The sequence below is a fragment of the Fontibacillus panacisegetis genome, from assembly GCF_900102215.1.
GTDB lineage: Bacteria > Bacillota > Bacilli > Paenibacillales > Paenibacillaceae > Fontibacillus > Fontibacillus panacisegetis.
The window spans coordinates 1-19,563 of sequence record NZ_FNBG01000026.1 but is presented as its reverse complement, the minus strand read 5'-3'; the positions used below and the strand labels follow the sequence as shown (position 1 = coordinate 19,563).

The following is a 19,563-nucleotide window of genomic DNA, read 5'->3' as shown; positions in this document are numbered from 1 at the left end:
ATCAGGATTATAATTGGGATTTATTGGAATAATCGAAACGTTTCCTGCAGGTCATGCCGATCAACAGCAGATCACAAAAAGACGGCGCTACATTCACTCTTCAAATTGAGTTGCATGCAGATATTATTCGTCTTCCTTGAAAATAGGCGTTATGTCCAGTTCAAAGGAAAACTCCTGTTCCTGGAGACGGTAGTCTTCGTGCAGTTCCGGTCCGCAGGAATTGGAACCTATGCCGCTCATTTTATAATCCAGATTCACGATCGTTTCCTTACGAGGGCGTAGTTCATGATCATGCTTGGCAGCAGCAAGGTCCTCCGGTGTATAATACGACGCCTGTAGCGAAAAGGGACTCGGAGCGTTAAAACGTAGACCCATGCCCTGCCTGTTCGAGACGATTCCCCATTCCGTGCCATAGCGAGATCCATTCTCCTGCGGACGGATGTAGTTTTCAAACATATCGTCTACGGACATCCCGTATTTGCTCATCCGTGCGCTTAGCCGTTTGTCCACGTAGCTTTCGTGCGGGCCGTATCCAAAATATTCGACCTCGTCTGTGCCAGCAGGCATCGTCAATTGGAGACCAAAACGAGGCAAAAATGGTAAGTCCTCGCGCACCTTCAATTCTGTGCGAAGGGATACACGGCCATTGTTGTCGAATCGCCAAGTGGTCGTGCCGTGCATAAGCGGATAACGGATGTAACCGCCGAGCGAGTAATCGACGGAAATCGTCACGGCTCCGTCAGGCTGCTGCTTCCACTTGCAGCGGTATACCTTCATCGCCGCCCTGTCGTAGCCTTCCACTATCCATCTGGCTTTCATCGGCTGGTCATTATCGATCGGAGCCCGCCAGATGTTCCATTTGGCGGGAGCAACAAGCATATTAACGCCGTGTCTGGACAGGCCGATAAGCGTTCCGCCGTCCAAATCAAAGGTATGACGGAAATCAAATCCCTCCATGACCAGCAGCTGTCCTGCTGAAATGGCGCATAGCTTATGGTCGTGACATGAACTGCGCTGCGGCTGAGCTTGCACCTGCAGATCCGTTTGCGTCTTTCCAACTGGAAGCTCAAATTGCTGAAAGGCAATCTCGTATCCTGGTTCGGACCAGCGGGTTTCCAGCTTCTGTCGGAAGGACAACGTCAGGAAATAGCGCCCTTGCTCCTGCGGCAGCCAATATGGCAGAACCAGCATTTGTTGACCACCATGTGGCTTGGCTTCCAGATGCAAGACATGCCCTTGCTGCTGCACAATACCATCCTTCTCGACCTTCCAGTAAAGTGCCAAGTGCGACAGATCAAGAAAGTCGTACAAATTTGTCAGACGCATTTTGCCGCTCGCAAGCTCCTCTGCCTCAATTCTGACGGGTGCGATAACTTGCTTTAATTCCAGCAAACCCGTATGCGGAACCCGATCCGGAGAGACAAGACCGTCAATGCAAAAATTGCCGTCATTCGGCATATCTCCGAAATCTCCTCCGTATGCAAAATAGGTTCTGCCGTCCTCCGTTTCAGCTTTGACGCCGTGATCGCACCATTCCCAGACGCAGCCGCCCATCAGCTTCGGATATTGATAGATCACCTTCCAGTAATCCTGCAAATCGCCGGGACTGTTACCCATGGAATGACAATACTCGCACAGGAACAACGGCTTTGTTTTCGAATCGTCCTTCGCATACTCTTCAATAAACGGCACCGTTTCGTACATATGGCTTTCCATATCGAGGTAATCGACGTTTGTACTTCCTTTATAGCGTGCCGCAGCTCCTTCGTAATGCACCGGTCTGGAGTTGTCGCGCGTGCGGGTCCACCGGCCCATAGCGATATGGTTGACACCATACCCGGCTTCATTTCCAAGCGACCAGATGATCACACACGGAAAATTTTTGTCCCGCTCGACCATTCGCTCTGCTCTCTCCACAAACGCCGCCTCCCAATCCGGGTTGTCCGACAGCCGATTAATTGCGCCTTCTGCCCATTTCTCCGCAGAGCTCATACCGTGAGCTTCAAGATCCGCCTCGTCAATAACATAAAAACCATATTCGTCGCACAGCTCCAGAAACCGCGGATCGTTCGGATAATGGGCGGTACGAATCGTATTAATGTTGTGCCGCTTCATCAAATTCAAGTCCTTAATCATATGGCTGAGAGGAATAACGGCGCCAAGCTCAGGATGAGACTCATGACGGTTGACTCCTTTCAGCTTGACCGCGCGCCCATTAATGAGAAAGACTCCGTCTACTATCCGGATTTGCCTGAAGCCCGTTCTGAACGCCAATACTTCTTCGCCGGCCTTGACAGAAACGCTATACAAATAAGGCTGCTCGGCATTCCATAATACAGGCTCCTCGATTTCCAGCGCTATCGTCCCCCGTCCGTCAATCACTGCACTTGCAGCCTGAAGCATACAGCCTTCGGCGGCTCTGATCTCGATGGCTACCTCTCGGGAACCGGTCATTTCTACCTCGCACAGCAGCCTGCCGAGACGGAAGTCATCCGTTATTTCCTGCCTGATGAATACATCCCGAACATGCGCCCTGTCTCTGGCGAGCAAATAGACATCGCGGAATATGCCGGAATACCGCCACATATCCTGATCCTCCATATACGTGCCATCACACCATTTCAGCACCATGAGGGCAATCCGGTTGTCCCCCGTTCGCAAATAAGGAGTTATATTAAATTCCGAGGCATTCCTGCTTCCTTGGCTATATCCGACAAACGCGCCGTTAATCCACAGATAAAAGCACGAGTTCACTCCTTCGAAAACAATATAGTTCTCCTTCTCCCGCCAATTTTCTGGAACCTTAAAATCCCTGACATAAAGTCCCGCAGGGTTGTCATCAGGCACAAAAGGCGGATCACATGGAATCGGGTAATTGGTATTCGTATAATGCATTTGATCGTATCCGTTCGTTTGCCAGCAGGAGGGCACGAGCAAATCATCCCAGCCGGTTACATCCGAATCCTCCGCGTAGAAATTATCCACGACATGCTTTAGGCTGGCATGATAACGGAATTTCCAGCTTCCGTTCAGTGTACGGTAAAACGGGGATTGCAAGCGCTTTCGCAAGGCGGCGGAGGCGTAATCCTCATAAGGAATGTAATAGGCCCTCGCAGGTTCCCGATTTACGTGCAGCAGATTTTGGTTTTCCCAATATTTTTCGATGGTAATCACAGCAATTCGCTCCTTGCATCCTTATTTATAGCTCTCAGGCCATCGTATCCAGACTCGGATTTTCGAAAGTCGAATACTCTTCTTTACAGTATACCGAAGGCGTTGACTGTCTCGTATGAGGTGTTTTTTAGATCGAGGTGTACCATTTTTAATCTGTTCCTCTTACATTTATCCTAGCTGAGGAGAAGAATGGGGGATAGAACAGCCATTCTGTCCCCTCACCTTACCCAAAATCAGTTGTATGATGTTCCAATCAAAAAAAAGAGCAGACTTTTATTCCGCCCTAAACCGGTATGATTCCAGACAAGACGAAGAAAAAGCTCCTCCAGCCGAAAGGCTGAAAGAGCTTACGCATCAAATGCTTGCGAGTTGCACAAATCAACTGAGTACTCGCTTTCAGAACAAACATTCAGGCTGGACAAGGCGTTTAAACCTTGGTCGGACATTTCATCCTCAGCCCTTCGTCGCCCCCGTTGCAATCCCTTTGACAAAATATTTTTGCAGAAAGACGAATATGATCAGAATCGGGACGACAGACATCGTCGTGCCAGCGAAAATCATATCCCAACGAGATGAGAATTCTCCGATATACCGGTAAATTTCCACGACCATGGTTTTAGGCTCGCCGGAGGGTAGAACCAGCATCGGCATCAGGAAGTCGTTCCAGATTCCGAGTCCGTTCAACACGACCATACTGGCCGTAACCGGTCCCAAAAGCGGAAACACGATGTTCCAGAAAATTCTCACTCTGGAGCAGCCGTCGATTTCAGCCGCCTCCTCGATTTCAACCGGTATGCCTTTGACAAAGCTCGAATAGAGCAAGCAGCCGAAACCGACCGCACCAGCGACATAAATCATGATTGGCCCCGCTAGGCTTCCGTATAATCCAAGCATTTTCAGTTCTTTAAACAGTGGAATCATATAAGCTTGAAAAGGAATCATCATCCCTGCGAGAAAATATAGAAAAATAAATCTCGTCCATCTTGCATTTCTCCGTTGAATGGCATAACCTGCCATCGGGATGAGAAGAACCTGGAACACGATGGACACCACCGTCAAAATCAGACTGTTTTGGATCGCATTTGGAAAGTTCGTTTCAGTCAGCAGATACTTGAAGCTCTCGAGATACAACGTTGTCGGTAAAGACAAGGCATCCCTCATAATTTCCGCGTTGCTCTTAAAGGCAGACATGATATTGAAGAAGATGGGAAAAAAGAACAGGACTGCAATCAGAAGAGTGAGCGTAAATATCAGAATATTTACTGCAAGTCCGCGTGTTTTCAGTTTCATTACAGCTCAACCTCCCTCTTCTGGAGGAACTTCACCTGAATGACGGTAATGATCATGATGATCAGGAACAGCACGATAGCCAACGCCGTACCGAAGCCTTGCCTTAATTCACCGAACCCAACCTTGTAAATCAAATAGGTCAACGTTTCGGTTTCAAAGCCGGGACCACCATCCGTCATTACCGCGATTTGGTCAAATATTTTAAGAGCACCGATCATCGCCAAAACCATGCAGACGGTGACCGATCCGGCGAGCAACGGGAACGTGATATGCCGGAACTGTTGCCAGCCGTTCGCCCCGTCGATGCTGGCTGCTTCGTTCAATTCCTGGGGAATGCCCTGCAATCCGGCGAGATATATGATCATGTAATAGCCAGCGCCTTTCCATACAGTAGACAATACGATCGCCAACATGGCATACCTCGGATCGCCCAACCAATCTACGGCAAGTGCGCCTAGGCCGATTTTATTCAACATCTGATTAATTACCCCGAAGTTGTAATTCAGCAGCATGGCCCATACAAAACCCATTACGATACCGCTGAGCAACGTAGGGAAATAGAAAATGCTTCTAAACAATTTACTCAGCCAACGCACTTTATCCACAAGCAGCGCCAGCAAAATCGCAACCACGTTTTCAAGCAGTACGAGGCTAATTGTCATAATCATAGTGTTTTTTAAAGCATTATGAACCCGCGGGCTGTTCCAAATCTCCACGAAATTGGCAAGACCGATAAAGCGTATGTCAGGACTAATTCCGTCCCATGACGTAAAACTATAATATATACTGCCGACCGTTGGAACGATTACAAAAAGTGTATATAAAATAAATGCCGGCAGAATAAAGAATAGCGCATAGGATTGCCATTTTCTTCTCTTTTTTGTGGAAGTTTGAGGATTATTGATAAGCGTTGCAGGCGTAGTCATGGTTTCTCTCACTCCTTCTTTCATCAGAAGGGGACCCCGGCAAGTCAGAGGCCCCCTTCTGGTGGTGATTAGTTACATTGAGTTGGCTTTAACTTGATTGTCATACTCCTTATCCGCCTGTTTCATATACTCAAGCACGTCTCCATCTTTTACAACTAGCTCCTGCAACTGCTTGTAATACCAGTTGCGGAATTGTGGAGGAATCAGGTTTTTGCCCCACCAGTTATTGATCGCCAGCGATTTGGTCACATTTGCATCGGCCATAATGTCAAGTACTGTTTGCATTTGTTCGGTTGCATTATATTTAATGTTTTCCTTGGTTGAAGGAATGCCGTTTGTCGTCTCCAAATATTTCGTATAGTTTTCCGCCTTGTAGAAGTAGCGGATGAATTCCTTGATCGCTTCCGTCTTATCTTGATCCTTGGAAGCTTCTGTCGAGAGGGACCATCCACCTGCAGTAGGCAACCCGACAACGTTCACTTTACCTTCCCGGTCAGGGACTGCGTAGAAACCGAATTCAAAGTTTGGATCAGCTTCCGCGATTTGCGTGAACATCCATGGCCCTGAATAGAGTTGAGCTGCTTTTCCGGTAACTAGGAAGGAGGCTGTTTGATTATCGCCGGTGCTCAGCCAGCCCTTATCGACATAATTTTGGAACAATTCTTTATAATCAGTGACAGCCTGAACCACATTAGGATCGGTGAAGCTGACTTCTTTTGCTGTGCGCTTGGAGTTCCAATCCGGATCCTTCACGTAAATCTGATCGATGAGGAACTTGTTGACCCAGAAACCCATATGAAAAATATCTTTGCCTCCGACTACGAGCGGTGAAATTCCGTTGCCTTTCAGCTTTTCCTGAATCGCGATAAATTCGTCCCAGTTTTTAGGAAGCTCCGTAACTCCTGCCTCTTCATAAGCTTTCTTGCTATAAATGATTCCCCAAGGAGAAGTCATTGTGAGAGGAGCGTTATAGACCTTGCCATCCACTTCAGGAAGCGTACTAAACAAGTCCCGCAAATCAGTTGGCAGTTCTACGATTTTTCCCGCATTGGCAAACAATTCAGTATCCCGCATTTCTACAAGATCCGGAAACTCGCCTACCGCATCCTTCGTTTTCAGCCAATCCAGGTACGCTGAAGAAGTCGTTTCGCTCAAATCCTTGATTTTTATATTCGGGTTTTCTTCCATAAATTTCGTAATGACGTCGGAAATTGCTTTTTTACCGGCAGGATCGCCCGAGGCGTAGCCGATCGTAAAGCTGACCTCTTTTTTCGTTTCCTCTTGAACCGCACCACCATTGTTGCCCGGTGCGGATTTATCTACAGTATTCCCGCCGGAATTGCCTCCTCCGCAAGCGGTAAGTGTTATGGATGCCGCCAATACGATTGCAGATAGTTTTATCCATGGTTTTCTAAACATCTTTCAATAACCTCCCTTTTATCCTTCGAACTGGAAACCAAATGAACGATGTGCGCATCATCGACTGAAAGCGTTTCCTCGTTTCAAGCATAGCATTTGCATCTTTCGAACTGAATGAACTTTTTTAAGTTCCACATGCGACAGATTTAAGATAAATAACCGCTTCAAGCGAATATAAAAAAAACGAACGGAAAGTTCATATTTCCGTTCGTTCCGATACATACTCCTCCACAATAGGAAAGGTGAGAACAATCGACGTGCCGATATGCTCGCGACTGTTGATCACAATACCGTAGGGCTCGCCAAATACCGACCTGATCCGTTCATGCACGTTTTTGAGTCCGACGTTTTTGCCGGGGGCTTCTGCATCATTCAGCACGAGGTTCAAACGTGTAAGTGTATCGACGCTCATTCCGACGCCATCATCGTAAACCGTAATGACAAGATCCATGCCGCGTTTTTCAATGGTGAGCCCGACCGTACCTCTCCCTTTTTGCTTCAATCCATGCTGGATAGCGTTCTCGACGATCGGTTGCAGCGACAGCTTTAATATTTGCCAGTTCAAATCTACGCCCGAAGCAATGTCATAGCTGAATTCGAAGCGCTGGTCATAACGAACCGATATAATGTAAAAGTAGTCTTTGACATTGTCGAGTTCTCTGCCAATACCTACCTTTTCCTCGCCGTAATCGATGACGTATTTGAGCTGATTCGACAAAGAAAGAATCATATCGGCCACCTCATGATCGTCTTTATCTACAGCGCTCATCCGAATTACCTCAAGAGTGTTGTACAAAAAATGCGGGCGAATCTGACTTTTCAAAGCGTTCAATTCCGTCTGCTTCTGTTTAATTTGCGCAACGTATGCCTCGTCGATGTACTCCTTCAAGCGGTCGATCATCCGATTGAAGCTATGGCTAAGCCTGCCAAGCTCGTCGTTGCTGCGTACCTCCACCTGCGTATCAAGGTTTCCCGATTCGACCTTGGCCATTTGCTTCATCAGCTTGAGGATCGGAGCAGACAAGCGCCTCGAGAACCATGTGCCCATTACGATGAGCGCAATAGAGCATAAACCGATAGCGATGAAAATAGTTATCCTGAAGGACAACAGCTGCTGAAACAACGAGGCGCGATGAATTCTTGCCGTTAACATACCGTTCAGAAACGGAATCGGCTCCGAAATCATCATCATTCCTTTTTCTGATTGCCCAGCAATTTTGGCTTTATCCTGATCGGACAGCTCCCTGCTGCTGAAGTAAAACTGACCCTCTCCATCCAGCAGATAGAGCTCGTCTTTCTCGCCCAAATTTAACTCTTTGAAGAACTTATCGAACAAAGAAACATCTACATCAATAAATAAAGTGCCTACGACTTTCGGGTTGGCAGTCACCTTGCCGGAAATATCAATCAGATTGCGCCCGACGGTAAATGCATTACCCTTGGAGTCCCAGTAATAATCAGTGGAATGGGTGGGGAAAATAGCCACCTTGGAAGGATTCCCGTTCATTTGCCTGCGCCAATCCCGATATGGTAGCAAACTCGAATCCAGCCCACGATTCCCCTTATCCTGGAAATATATCTTCTCATCGCTTTCCCGAACAAAAAAAACGCTGCTGATATATGGATCGCTGTACAGCACGGTTTTCAGAAACGAGTCAATCGGTATGTTGTTGATTTGCTCCAACTCGTTGACGTTATAAGTCTGATTCAGGCTGGCGCTCTCCACAAAGCCTTCATACCTGCCAGTATACATAATTTTGGACATTTCATTGTACTGGTCGAAAGCCGAATTCAGATTGTAGCTCATATACAGAACCATTTGTTGCAAATTGGCTGTCGTATACCGCTCCACGTACCCGGTAAAGGCATTCATCGAAAATAGACTGAGCGCAAATAGCGGAATGAGGCCCACCAGAATGAATGAAGTCGCAAACTTGACGAAAATGCTCGTAAATTTTTTACCCCTAAGGCGTAACATAAGATTAAGCCCCCTATTTCACACCCGATTGCCGATACTCCTGAGGCAGCTTGCCGTACACTTTCTTAAACATGTCGCTAAAATGCCGGGCGTTGTTGTAGCCGACACGCTCCGCGATTTCGTAAATCATTAATTCCGATTCCAACAGCAGGCGGAGTGCATGCTTCATCCGTTCCTCCGTTAAATACTGTTTGAAATTTTTTCCGGTATGCTTTTTGAAAAAGCTGCTGAAATAGTATGGATTCATATAAATAAGGGCAGCCATGGACTCCAGCGTAATGTTCTCGGCATAATGCTCCTCCATGTACGCTTTGATCTGGCGTAGTTGAGTGATCTCTTTGTTCGCCAGCTTATGTGCAATCCGGTCGAAAGCTTGCTGTACGATGGATGTGAACTCGTCCACAACACCTGTAAAAGTCGCATGGCTCGACAATCTTTCCAGAAGGGAACCTTGACCGTCGCGAAAAAAGCCAATTTGCACTCCGATACTTTCCATTTCCTGTTCCAGCAGCAAAATCGTATTATAAACGTTTGTAATAGCCAAATGTTTGCTGCCCCCGGCCATATGCTTTACAACATCCATTAGTTGGCCGGTCGTTTGTATAAGTTGCTCTTTGTTTTGCGATGAAAGCGCCTTGACGATCCCACTCTGCAGTTCCGTAATGTTGTGTATTTCACAGGCATAGGCTACATCTTCTACACCAGCTTCAACAATCCCGTTCAATCCGGTAAAATATTTTGTTTTAAGCGCTTCCAACGCCAAACGATAAGATTCATCGGCCGCCTCAATCCCGGATACGGCTGCACCGATGCCTACCGAAACCTTAAGCTTAAGAAACACATTTATTTTTCCATGAAGGTCTTGAGCCAGCTTTAGCGGTTCGCCAAGCTGCTCGTATTGAGTCAGAATGCCGAACCTTCCGTCTTTATGAAACATCAGGCAATTATCCCTGCCTTCTAGCGTTTCTTTTATTATATTGTTCAGAGCAAAATGAACCAGCTTGCGTTCCCGTTCCTCCCAACGTGAATCCCCGCCCGTCTCTTCGTCCGTTTCCAGTAAACAGACGCCAGTATATCTGCTTAGCGCAATGGCCCCCATGCCAATCAATTGGCCCGCTGCCCGCTTGTCCCCGTCCATCAGTCCATCCAGCAGTTCCTCGATCGTAACGGTCCTGTTCTTACGCTCGTAGTGGTTCAGCATTTCCTTTGTCCGTTCCCCTTCGTTCTCCTGGCGGATTAACGAAGCGGCCTTGCTCACCACATCCTCCAGATGCTTTTTGCTCACAGGTTTGACCAGATAATCAAGGGCTCCGTATTGAATAGCCTGGCGGGCATAAGCGAATTCCTGATAAGCGCTGATGAACACAACCTTGATCTGGCGGCTCTGCTCATGAAGCTCTCTGATCACATCGATTCCGCTGCAGCCGGGCATACTGATATCACTGATAATCAGATCCGGACGGCAATCGTGTATAACCTGTCTCAGCTCGTTTCCATCATTAGCCTCTCCTACGATAGTAAACCCAAGCGCCTCCCAAGAGATCAACTTTTTTAAACCTCGTAATATTACCGGTTCATCATCCGCCAACAATACCCTTATCTGCATGTTTCTCTCCCCCTTACGGTACGGTAAGCAACCAAGAGTTTTTAAAATAAAACTGTGAGGTACTCTCATTATACCGCCTTACTTACTTTACTGGAACATCGGCTTCCCAAACTCAAAGCAAGTTTTTTAAGATGAGTGTGCACTATTTTAATTTCAGATTACGACCGATTGAACACAGCAGTTATAACGTTGTAGGCTGCCCGTAGTTTAATGACGTAAACGGACAGCCTGAATTTCAACTCTACTACAATATCCCGCAGATGCGTAATTTATCCGAGCCTCTCCCAAGACGTAATCGTGTATTTGCTCCCAGCAAAATTCCCCCTCCGCTCGGCATTGCCTTTTCCCTCTTTTCCGTAGCTGAGGTGAATCCAATTGTAATGCCCTTCCCGATGCTGCAGGCTGAACCCGTCATCTTCATAGAGCAAGAAATCCGCAGGGGAACTTCCGTATACTCTGACTGCCAGCTCAAATTCAGAGTCATCGGCAATATATTGCAATGGCTTCGCCAGCGGAAGAAGTGTATTGTCCTTGACAAAAACGGGCAGGCGCTTGAGCTCAGGTGAAAACGTGTATGCACGCCCGCCCTTATACCGTTCATGCGTCCAGAAATCGCGCCAATCCCCGCGCGGAAGGTAAACCTCGCGCTCCCGTGCGCCCGTCACCAACGGTGCGACAAGTATGGAATCCCCCATCATATAAGCATCATCAATGTTGTAAGTATGCTCGTCATCCGGATAATCCATCACCAAGGCCCGAAACGGAGGAACTCCTTCTTTCAGGTAACGGGCAAAGGCCGTATACAAGTAAGGCACGAGACTCATTCGCAGTTCAAACAGCTCACGGCATGTTTCTTGTACCCATTTATAATCCTCCATGAACTCCCCGGCCTTGTTCTTCTCACCATCGACTTGCAGCCACGGCGGGTTCGGGATCTGCCAACAGTTGAGCAAGGCCATAGGAGAGAACACAACAGTCTGAATACGTCGGATCAAATCCTCGATCGAACTGGCCTGCCTTACCTCAGGCGTCCACAGCAATCCTGAAAAACCGGCATTAACAACACCGCGGATAAAGTCTTTATGATCGTACAAATCACTATAAAGCACAAAAGGGTAAGGACTGGCCAGTGCCCCGGAGGAACGAACCTGTGAATAGGTTCTTCTGCCCGACACCTCGAAAGGTTCAAGCAAAGTCGACTGATACAGCGTGCCGAGCTGGTTATGCATCTGCTCTCCGTCCATGCCGGATGGAAAGACAGCCGCATCGGGAAAAGACCAATTGGAATGCACATAGTCCGAGCTGTCACACTCGTCGAGCTTAAAGCCGGATATCCCCCGGTTCACGAACGTCTCCAGATGATGCTCCGCGAAAACCTTTCTTGCCTTCTCAATGGACAAATCCGGAACCAGCCCCTCCCATACCTCGTAATTGCCGGAGTAATCCAAAAGCTTATCGTACATAGGTGAAGTTGGGTGGACAAATAGATGCTCCCACAAGTTCACCCGGTAATTCATATCGTACAGTTGCTCAAGCATTGCCTGATGATTCGGGAAACGCTCCTCGTCCCATAGAAAGGAGCAACTGTACGCCTGGGTTTGCCAGCCCGGCTCGAAGCCGAATACATCCACTGGCATCTGGTCCTTGCGGAAACCCTCGGCCAGGCGCATGACATCCTCTTTCTGCGCGGCGCTGTAAGCCCTGTACCACATGCCTAACCCCCACATTGGCGGCAGACATCCGCCGCCTGAGAACAGTACATAGCGCTGGACAGCCGAAAGAAGATCTGGACCCTCAAACAGATACACATCAATACCCGCAGCACTCGGCACATCGACGAGCACAGTCCGGTTTCCCTCAGCTGTCTGGTATCCGTACAGTTCAATCTCGGAGGTGCCCACGGTCTTTCGTTCATTTTTTTTGGATGCGGAATCGCCTTTCCGCAAATTTGTGCCGCAGTAGAAGGTTGCATAACGGGACGTGTCCACAAGTACTCCGTAACCCGAAGTGGTGACATAAAATGGAGTCGGTGCATGGCTATCCCCCGTATCTGCAACCGGGTCGCTATTGACGCGTATCATCTTCTTTCGCCCTGTGTGATTTACCCTGTGCAGCTGCAGGCCAAAGCCGTAAACCTGTTCACCCTCTTGCAGCGGCAGTTCAATCTGCACACCCCTTTGCGAAATGGTTACATTGATATCGTTAGGGCGGATGGGTGTTTCCCCTTTACACGTCAAGCGCTCTAACGCCTCGTGCAAAATATCGAATTCACGGAGCGCCGTCGGTGTATACTTCTCTGGCTCTCCCCATCTAAATTTCCATATGCCGTTTGCTATTTTCTCCATGTGATAACCTCATTTCTATGAAAAATTCATCTGCCAGCTGTTATGCTACAAAACCGGCAGCAACGCAAGTATGCTGTTGACAATGCCTTGTTGTGATCAGAAATTATGCCAGTCCTTTGGCCTTCATATACTCTTCCTTATATGCTGCTGCTTTTTTGGCGATCAACGAGAAGTCTCTTTGCTTTACCGCCTCATTCGTCAAATCCGAGCCGATACCGACAGCCGCCGCCCCTACTTTGATCCATTCGCCCAAATTCGCCAGTGAAACCCCTCCGGTCGGCATAATATTGGCCTGCGGAAGCGGCCCCTTCACTGCCTTGATCATCGACGGATCGTACAGATTGCCTGGGAACAGCTTTACGATGTCCGCCCCTAATTCCAGCGCTTCCTGGATTTCCTTGATCGTCATGCAGCCCGGCATGACCGGAATCCGGTATCTGTTGCACAGCAGAACTGTTTCCCGATTCAGCGATGGCCCAACGACAAATTGGGCGCCGCTTAAAATAGCTTGCCGCGCCGTCTCAGGGTCAAGCACCGTCCCAACGCCTATAATCGCATAGCTTGATTCATCCTTGGCATTCCATGAATATTTTCGTGACAATCGCTCGATGGCCTGAAGGGCGAACGGAATCGTCATCGTTATTTCAATGACTTTAATGCCGCCGGCAATAGCCTGCTCTGCCATTTCCACAACCTCTTCCGGCGTTTCGCCACGCAATACGGCAACGACGCCTTCCTCGACGATTTTTTGAACTAATTGCAGCTTTTTCATAGATTATCCTCTTTTCTATAATGAATTAATTCGCCGTTTGCTTTGGCTTCTCCCGGATTGCCGGGGTTTTTAACACTTAAGGTTAAAAGCTCCTTTTCTGCAAATGAGATATATTCAACTCGAAATTCGTCATCCATAAAAAATCGAGGCTTCCAAGCAGACATCTTATGCACAAAATCTTCTAGCTTAGACATTCCACACTGTGTTGCATCCAAAGAGCCGATCGCTTCCACAACTACGCCAGTCCGGTGTCCCTTGCACTCCACCAGAGAATAACCGATTCGCTGCCGAACCTCGTAGGGACTCGTCAAATAAACGGCAAAATAAGTCTCTTCCACCCTGCCGAAAATAGCATGGTCTGAAAAAGTCCATTCTCCCTCCGGAAGCACGCCAACCACTTCATCCGGGACATCATCCGGAAGCGGATACAGCGCCATGATCACATTTTTTCGATAAAGTACGGCCGTCCATTCACTTTGATGGCGCGGATCGCTTTGAGCTGAATTGTAGCCCTCCCCGGGATGGAAAAAGTAAAGCTGATTCCCTTTCCCGCTGCGACGAACCGGGAGGCTGAACAACCAGCGAAGCTGCTCGTTATCAAACTCCTTGACCCTTTCCCATAAACCGCCTGCGGCAAACTGATTGGTCACATAAACATAGGAATGCAGCTTCCGCTTTACACCATCAACTTCCTTCATAACCACCCTGCTGATTTCTGCCGTATGAATATGCTCCAGCGCCGTGCTGCGGGCATTCTTCGGAGCTTCATAAAACAGGAAGCCTGCATATTCTGTGCGGGGAAGCTCTTCCGGCAGCCCAAAATCGCCGAACTGTACATAATCATGCAGCACATTTCCATCCTTGGGTGTATCATGCGGCCTTCCCCGGGAATGCGCTCCTATCCAAGCTCCCTTCAAATAATATAGAGCCCTGACATTCCACAAATGGTCTAGCATTTCGGAAAGCTCGGACTTCACGGCCGGCTCCTCCGAGAGCGTCCATGCACAGGTAAATGCCTGAATCCAGTGCCAAAACCAAGGCAAGCTGCCGTAATCTGCCATACCCTCCCTACGGATGTGCTCCAAGGTTTGCCTCAGGCTGCTTCTTCCTTCGGCCAACAATTTATCGTCTCGAAAGCGTTGCCCGAAAATCAGCTTTGCAGCGGTGTATTTTGCTTCGTGATGCCCGTAATCTTTTAACGGCTGACGATAAAACCCGCTCTGGTATATATTTGCCAGCGCTCTATTAAAAAGCTCCGCGAGCCCCTTACTCATATGCTGTTCATAGGTTTGAAGGAAAAAAACCATCAGACTGCCCATCAATTCCACGGGCAGAACATGTGGCGAAGCCTGCTCCGGCTTCGGCTCCAGGCCAAGCGGCCAATGACCGAACATCGGACTGTCTTTTCGGGCATCCTGAAGCTGAAGCACTTGAAGCAGCATCCTTTCGGCCAATCGCTTGCCTTCCCATTGGTCAAACGACGGATCTTCCGCAGGATCAACGGATGCTGCGAACAAATACGAAGCGTAATAAAAGTTATCGCGAATATCCCCGTGAAACCATAAGCCGCTGGACAGAACAGACTGTTCCCATGCCTTCCGCGCTACAATCCGTACGATCTCCTGCATTCTGCTTCGATAAGTATCCATAAAAAAACTCCTTTCCGTTCCAATGCTTGTTTCGGCCCAACGTTCCACTATGGTTAAGGAGCTTATTGTCATGATCGTTTGTTGATCATTATGAAAAGCTCTTGCAAAATGAACCTAAATGGATTAATGTGAACCTATACGAACATTATACACATAAATGAACAAATGAGGAGTGGTTTTTGAAATGGAACGACGTTATGCCTCTCATCCGAATGAAGTCAAGCAGTTCGACACACAGCGGCTGCGCAAGGAATTTCATATTCCTACACTGTTTACGCCGGATCAACTGGAACTGGTGCTCACTCATGAGGATCGCCTCATTATTGGAGGCGCAGCGCCGGTTAACGATGAGATCAAGCTGGAAACGGAGCTTAAGGAGCTCGGAGTTTCTTTTTTCCTGGAACGGCGTGAGCTTGGAGCTATCAATGTAGGCGGGCCTGGATCGGTCGTTGTTGATGGCACCGAATATGAACTGAATACTAAGGACTGCCTGTATGTAGGAAAAGGCTCACGAGAGGTCATTTTCAAAAGTAAGGATGCTGCCAAACCGGCTAAATTCTATTTGAATTCGGCCCCAGCACATCAAGAGTTCCCAACGGCTAAAACGACGCTGGCCGACGCAGAGTCCGGCGCGTTGGGCTCGATTGAGAATTCCAACGAACGGACGATTCACCGCTTCATCCATGAAAACGGTATTCAAAGCTCCCAGTTGGTGATGGGAATGACTCAGCTAAAAACCGGAAACATGTGGAATACGATGCCTGCTCATGTTCATCCTCGCCGAATGGAAGCCTACATGTATTTTGATCTTGCTGAGGACGCAGTTGTTTTTCACTTGATGGGGGAACCCGACGAAACCCGTCATATTGTCATACGCAATGAACAGGCGGTAATCTCTCCGAGTTGGTCGATCCACAGTGGGGTAGGCACAAGCAATTATACGTTTATCTGGGGCATGGCCGGGGACAACAAAGCCTATGCAGACATGGACGCCGTGGCAATAAAGGATTTAAAATAAGAGTAAAACCTGATGGAAGAGTGAGTTAAAACATGAGCCAGATTCGGCGGTACGAGAAGATTATGGAGGTTCTGCTGACGAACAAGGAAGTGACGGTAGCAGAATTAAGTGAAAAACTGCGGGTGACCGGAAAAACGATCCGAGAGGATCTCGCCCGGCTGGAGGAGCAGGGGCTGCTCGTTCGTGTGCATGGCGGAGCAGTGCTGGCCCAAGGCGACCAGTTCGGAATACTCCCGTCCAGAGAGCCTTTGGCCAAGCATGCGGAGGAGAAAGCCGAAATCGCACGCAAAGCCTTGCTTCACCTTGAAGAAGGCGATATCATTGCGCTGGACGGAGGAAGCACAACGCTGGAAATCGCCCGAAGGCTTGAAAACAGATCGCTGACCGTAATTACCAACGATGTGTACATCATCAGCGAACTCGCCGCAAAAGATCAAATTCGCCTCGTTGTCCCTGGCGGCTATCGGGTTCGCAATATGCTTGCCGGCCCGGAGGCGGCTGCTTATGTTCGGCAGCTCAACATCCAAAAAGCGTTTATCTCGGCAACAGGCATCCATCCTGAACACGGGTTATCAATATATACCGGCGATCTGATCGGGTTCAAACGGGCTTTGATTGAAACGGCCCGCGAAGTCATCGCTGTAATGAACCATCAAAAATTTGATCAAACAGCACTGCGTACATTTGCTGCATTAAGCGAGTTGACTCGCATTATTACCGACAGCGGGCTATCCGCCGATTTGGCGAAGCAATATGAGCATACAGGAGTAACCATTGAAGTTTAATACAAATTGCGAAATGCAGGATTCACATAATTTTTCACAAAATGGAAAAATGGATAGCTAAGGAGTGTTTGACCAATGAATTTATTTGATTTGAAGGGAAAAACGGCTTTGGTCACCGGGGCTGCTGGCGGTCTTGGTCAAGGCATCGCCGTCGGGCTTGCTGAAGCGGGGGCGGACGTCGTAAGCGCTTCGCTTGGGAGCAGTGCAGAAACAGTGAGCAAAATCACCGCACTTGGCCAAAAGGCTGCGGAGATTGTTGTCGATCTGAGCGACCACAGTAAGCTGCAATCCGTCTTTGACGAAGCGCTTAAGCTGACGGGACACATAGATGTCCTCGTCAATAATGCAGGAATCATCCGTCGAACTCCAGCCAAGGACCACAGTGAAAAAGACTGGTTCGACGTTATTAACCTGAACCTGAACACAGTATTCTTGCTGACGCAAATTACCGGCCGACATATGCTTGAACGGGGCAGCGGCAAAATCATCAACATCTGCTCTATGCTTTCCTATCAAGGCGGAATCAACGTGCCGGGCTACACAGCCAGCAAGCATGGTGTAGCCGGGCTTACCAAGGCGTTCGCCAACGAATGGGCAAGCAGCGGTATCCAGATCAATGCCATTGCCCCTGGATACATGGCAACGGACAATACGGCGCCAATTCGTGCTGACGAGAACCGGACGGCCTCCATTACGGATCGAATTCCTGCAGAGCGCTGGGGTACGCCTGACGATGTGAAAGGTCCGGCGACCTTTCTGGCATCCCCTGCGGCCGATTATCTGAACGGCCATATTCTTTGTGTCGATGGAGGATGGATGGCGAGATAAGTCAGTCAACTTTATATTTGAAATAACCTGCAGGCAGCTGCCGAATATTCAACGGCGGCTGCCTCTTTCCATTCTTTCCGGTATCTCAAATCAGGCATGGCCCTCCCCGACAAAGGTTTGGGCCTAGCCTCCTGATGCTTCTGTGAATTACCGCTCCACATGTCCTTTCCCAGCCAGCAATCGTTCGATTTCAGCCGCGTTGGGAAGACCTTCCCAATCGCCTACCGCTTGAATGACCTGAGAGCCGATCAGATTGCCAAGGCGAACCGCTTCCTCCATACTGTAGCCTCGGATCAGGCCAGCCAGAAAACCAGCACAAAAACCGTCACCCGCTCCTACGGTATCAATCACTTGTTCGACTTTGAAATAGGGTACAGATGTCAACTTGCCGTTTTCTAAAATATAAGTGCAGTTATCCCCGCCCTTTAAGATGCTCACGGCATCAAGCTCCTGGAGCTTGTCCTTAATAGTCTCCATCGAATCCGTTTCATACAACAGATTCAATTCATCAAGCCCTGGGAGGAAGTAATCCGCTTTCATTGCTAAGGGTAAAAGTACCTTGCGCGCCTCTTCCACACTCCATAGCTTCAGACGTAAATTGGGATCAAAGCTGACCTTCACTCCGTTTCGTTTGGCGATGTCCACCGCAGCAGTAGCAGTTTCGATGCAGGACGGGCTAAGCGCTGGAGTAATGCCGGTAATATGTAATATCTTGGCTCCGGCAATATAAGCTTCGTCCAGATGCTCAGGACGCATGAAGCTGGCTGCGGACAGCTTGCGATAGTAATGTACCGAGCTTCTCCCGGCAACATTTTCACGAATCATTAATCCGGTAGGTGCTTCATCCGTAAGCCGGGCGCGTGATGTGTCTACGCCTTCCCCCCTTATTGCTTTTAAGATGCGATGTCCAAAAGGATCATCCCCCAGTCTCCCGCACCATCCAGAAGCGTGCCCCAAGCGGGCAAGCCCGATTGCCACATTGGACTCCGCTCCTCCAAATGAAGGTGACAGATTGGAGGCATACTCTAAACCTTTCCCACCTTCGGCAATAAGCAGAGCCATGCTTTCGCCAAATGTGACGACCTCTGGCGATGCCTGTAGGTTCCTAGCTGAAATATTCATCGGTCTTTCTCCACCTTTTCCTAATATCGTTGCGATTTACAATTACCAATATATGCTCACTTTATTATCTCATGTTCTGCGGAAAGAGACTACATTTATAATAGGTAGAATTAAATAAAAAAAGATTCATTCCATTCCTATAAACAGCAAAATAAAGAAAGTTTCTTCCCCAATGCAAAAGGACCCATTAGAATTTTTTCCGATCGGTCCTTTTTCATTAGTATAGAGTTGGAATGAGGGTTTATGCCATTGTGGCTCCTGTTTTCGATAAAGAAGGGCTTTCGAAATCATTAGGTTACACTGAAGGAGAGTAACGAACCGGACTGTCCCTTAAATAAAATTTCTTGTTTAGCAGTGTAAAGGCAAGATATCAGGAAAAGGATGCAAAAATACAGTTTTTTTAAAGTAGCCATGAAAGGATGAACAAAAGCCTGCAAAAATGCAGGAATAAGGTTCAGAATAGACTAGTTTGAAGAGAATCCTTAGAGAAAGCCTGCGCATCTGCAGCAATTTAGGGCATTTAGAGACTTTACATAAACAAAACCTGCACATTTGCAGGAATTTCAGAAAATCCGCATCATGACACTATTACACATGAGATACGGTCATAGAGTGCGGCAGGATCAAGCGGTGCAGGGGGCGTCTTCCTTG

At 48.2% G+C, this 19,563-nt stretch carries 13 protein-coding genes; 3 read left to right on the top strand and 10 right to left on the bottom strand.

The features are described from left to right. Positions 1–123 precede the first annotated feature (123 nt). From BLS49_RS18545 to BLS49_RS18505, 9 genes are all read right to left on the bottom strand, one after another. Entirely contained in the window at positions 124–3,174 is a 3,051-nt protein-coding gene (locus BLS49_RS18545) for a glycoside hydrolase family 2 TIM barrel-domain containing protein (RefSeq protein ID WP_091234233.1), read from the bottom strand. 453 nt (positions 3,175–3,627) lie between these two features. After that, complete coding sequence (locus BLS49_RS18540) at positions 3,628–4,464, bottom strand: carbohydrate ABC transporter permease (RefSeq protein WP_175471469.1); 837 nt, start codon at positions 4,462–4,464, stop codon at positions 3,628–3,630. Beyond that, the gene (locus BLS49_RS18535) at positions 4,464–5,390 is read right to left on the bottom strand and encodes a carbohydrate ABC transporter permease (RefSeq protein WP_091234229.1); all 927 of its coding nucleotides are present in this window, start codon (positions 5,388–5,390) and stop codon (positions 4,464–4,466) included. The genes BLS49_RS18540 and BLS49_RS18535 overlap by 1 nt, the downstream gene beginning before the upstream one ends. Positions 5,391–5,462: 72 nt before the next feature. Next, positions 5,463–6,809 (bottom strand): ABC transporter substrate-binding protein, encoded by a 1,347-nt coding sequence (locus BLS49_RS18530; protein ID WP_091234227.1) that lies wholly within the window; start codon positions 6,807–6,809, stop codon positions 5,463–5,465. Between the two features lie 196 nt (positions 6,810–7,005). Further along, complete coding sequence (locus BLS49_RS18525) at positions 7,006–8,787, bottom strand: sensor histidine kinase (protein WP_091234224.1); 1,782 nt, start codon at positions 8,785–8,787, stop codon at positions 7,006–7,008. 13 nt (positions 8,788–8,800) lie between these two features. Then, a complete protein-coding gene (locus tag BLS49_RS18520) occupies positions 8,801–10,393 on the bottom strand; it encodes a response regulator (protein WP_091234221.1) in 1,593 nt (530 codons plus the stop codon). Between the two features lie 269 nt (positions 10,394–10,662). Beyond that, positions 10,663–12,738, bottom strand: coding sequence for a glycoside hydrolase family 31 protein (locus BLS49_RS18515; RefSeq protein ID WP_091234218.1), 2,076 nt, complete (start codon positions 12,736–12,738; stop codon positions 10,663–10,665). A 103-nt stretch (positions 12,739–12,841) separates the two neighbouring features. Beyond that, a complete protein-coding gene (locus tag BLS49_RS18510; protein WP_091234215.1) occupies positions 12,842–13,510 on the bottom strand; it encodes a bifunctional 2-keto-4-hydroxyglutarate aldolase/2-keto-3-deoxy-6-phosphogluconate aldolase in 669 nt (222 codons plus the stop codon). Then, positions 13,507–15,159: a hypothetical protein gene (locus BLS49_RS18505; RefSeq protein WP_091234212.1), complete on the bottom strand. Its 1,653-nt coding sequence runs from the start codon at positions 15,157–15,159 to the stop codon at positions 13,507–13,509. Before BLS49_RS18505 ends, BLS49_RS18510 begins: the two co-directional genes overlap by 4 nt. A 184-nt stretch (positions 15,160–15,343) precedes the next feature. Here BLS49_RS18505 and kduI point away from each other — a divergent pair, with 184 nt between their 5' ends. From kduI to kduD, 3 genes are all read left to right on the top strand, one after another. Then, entirely contained in the window at positions 15,344–16,177 is an 834-nt protein-coding gene (gene kduI / locus BLS49_RS18500; RefSeq protein WP_091234209.1) for a 5-dehydro-4-deoxy-D-glucuronate isomerase, read from the top strand. A 32-nt stretch (positions 16,178–16,209) separates the two neighbouring features. Then, positions 16,210–16,962 (top strand): DeoR/GlpR family DNA-binding transcription regulator, encoded by a 753-nt coding sequence (locus BLS49_RS18495; RefSeq protein WP_091234206.1) that lies wholly within the window; start codon positions 16,210–16,212, stop codon positions 16,960–16,962. 75 nt (positions 16,963–17,037) lie between these two features. Further along, positions 17,038–17,790, top strand: a complete 753-nt coding sequence (kduD, locus tag BLS49_RS18490) for a 2-dehydro-3-deoxy-D-gluconate 5-dehydrogenase KduD (protein ID WP_091234203.1) — start codon at positions 17,038–17,040, stop codon at positions 17,788–17,790. 147 nt (positions 17,791–17,937) lie between these two features. Here the strand turns inward: kduD and BLS49_RS18485 are convergent, their stop codons facing one another. Next, on the bottom strand, positions 17,938–18,912 hold the full coding sequence (locus tag BLS49_RS18485; RefSeq protein ID WP_091234199.1) for a sugar kinase: 975 nt from the start codon (positions 18,910–18,912) through the stop codon (positions 17,938–17,940). Positions 18,913–19,563 lie beyond the last annotated feature (651 nt).

What these genes read in the sequence shown, in the direction of transcription:
- BLS49_RS18540 (WP_175471469.1), bottom strand. Translation starts at nt 4,464, where the DNA reads ATGAAACTGAAAACACGCGGACTTGCAGTAAATATTCTGATATTTACG.
- BLS49_RS18535 (WP_091234229.1), bottom strand. Translation starts at nt 5,390, where the DNA reads ATGACTACGCCTGCAACGCTTATCAATAATCCTCAAACTTCCACAAAA.
- BLS49_RS18530 (WP_091234227.1), bottom strand. Translation starts at nt 6,809, where the DNA reads ATGTTTAGAAAACCATGGATAAAACTATCTGCAATCGTATTGGCGGCA.
- BLS49_RS18525 (WP_091234224.1), bottom strand. Translation starts at nt 8,787, where the DNA reads ATGTTACGCCTTAGGGGTAAAAAATTTACGAGCATTTTCGTCAAGTTT.
- BLS49_RS18520 (WP_091234221.1), bottom strand. Translation starts at nt 10,393, where the DNA reads ATGCAGATAAGGGTATTGTTGGCGGATGATGAACCGGTAATATTACGA.
- BLS49_RS18515 (WP_091234218.1), bottom strand. Translation starts at nt 12,738, where the DNA reads ATGGAGAAAATAGCAAACGGCATATGGAAATTTAGATGGGGAGAGCCA.
- BLS49_RS18510 (WP_091234215.1), bottom strand. Translation starts at nt 13,510, where the DNA reads ATGAAAAAGCTGCAATTAGTTCAAAAAATCGTCGAGGAAGGCGTCGTT.
- BLS49_RS18505 (WP_091234212.1), bottom strand. Translation starts at nt 15,159, where the DNA reads ATGGATACTTATCGAAGCAGAATGCAGGAGATCGTACGGATTGTAGCG.
- kduI (WP_091234209.1), top strand. Translation starts at nt 15,344, where the DNA reads ATGGAACGACGTTATGCCTCTCATCCGAATGAAGTCAAGCAGTTCGAC.
- BLS49_RS18495 (WP_091234206.1), top strand. Translation starts at nt 16,210, where the DNA reads ATGAGCCAGATTCGGCGGTACGAGAAGATTATGGAGGTTCTGCTGACG.
- kduD (WP_091234203.1), top strand. Translation starts at nt 17,038, where the DNA reads ATGAATTTATTTGATTTGAAGGGAAAAACGGCTTTGGTCACCGGGGCT.
- BLS49_RS18485 (WP_091234199.1), bottom strand. Translation starts at nt 18,912, where the DNA reads ATGAATATTTCAGCTAGGAACCTACAGGCATCGCCAGAGGTCGTCACA.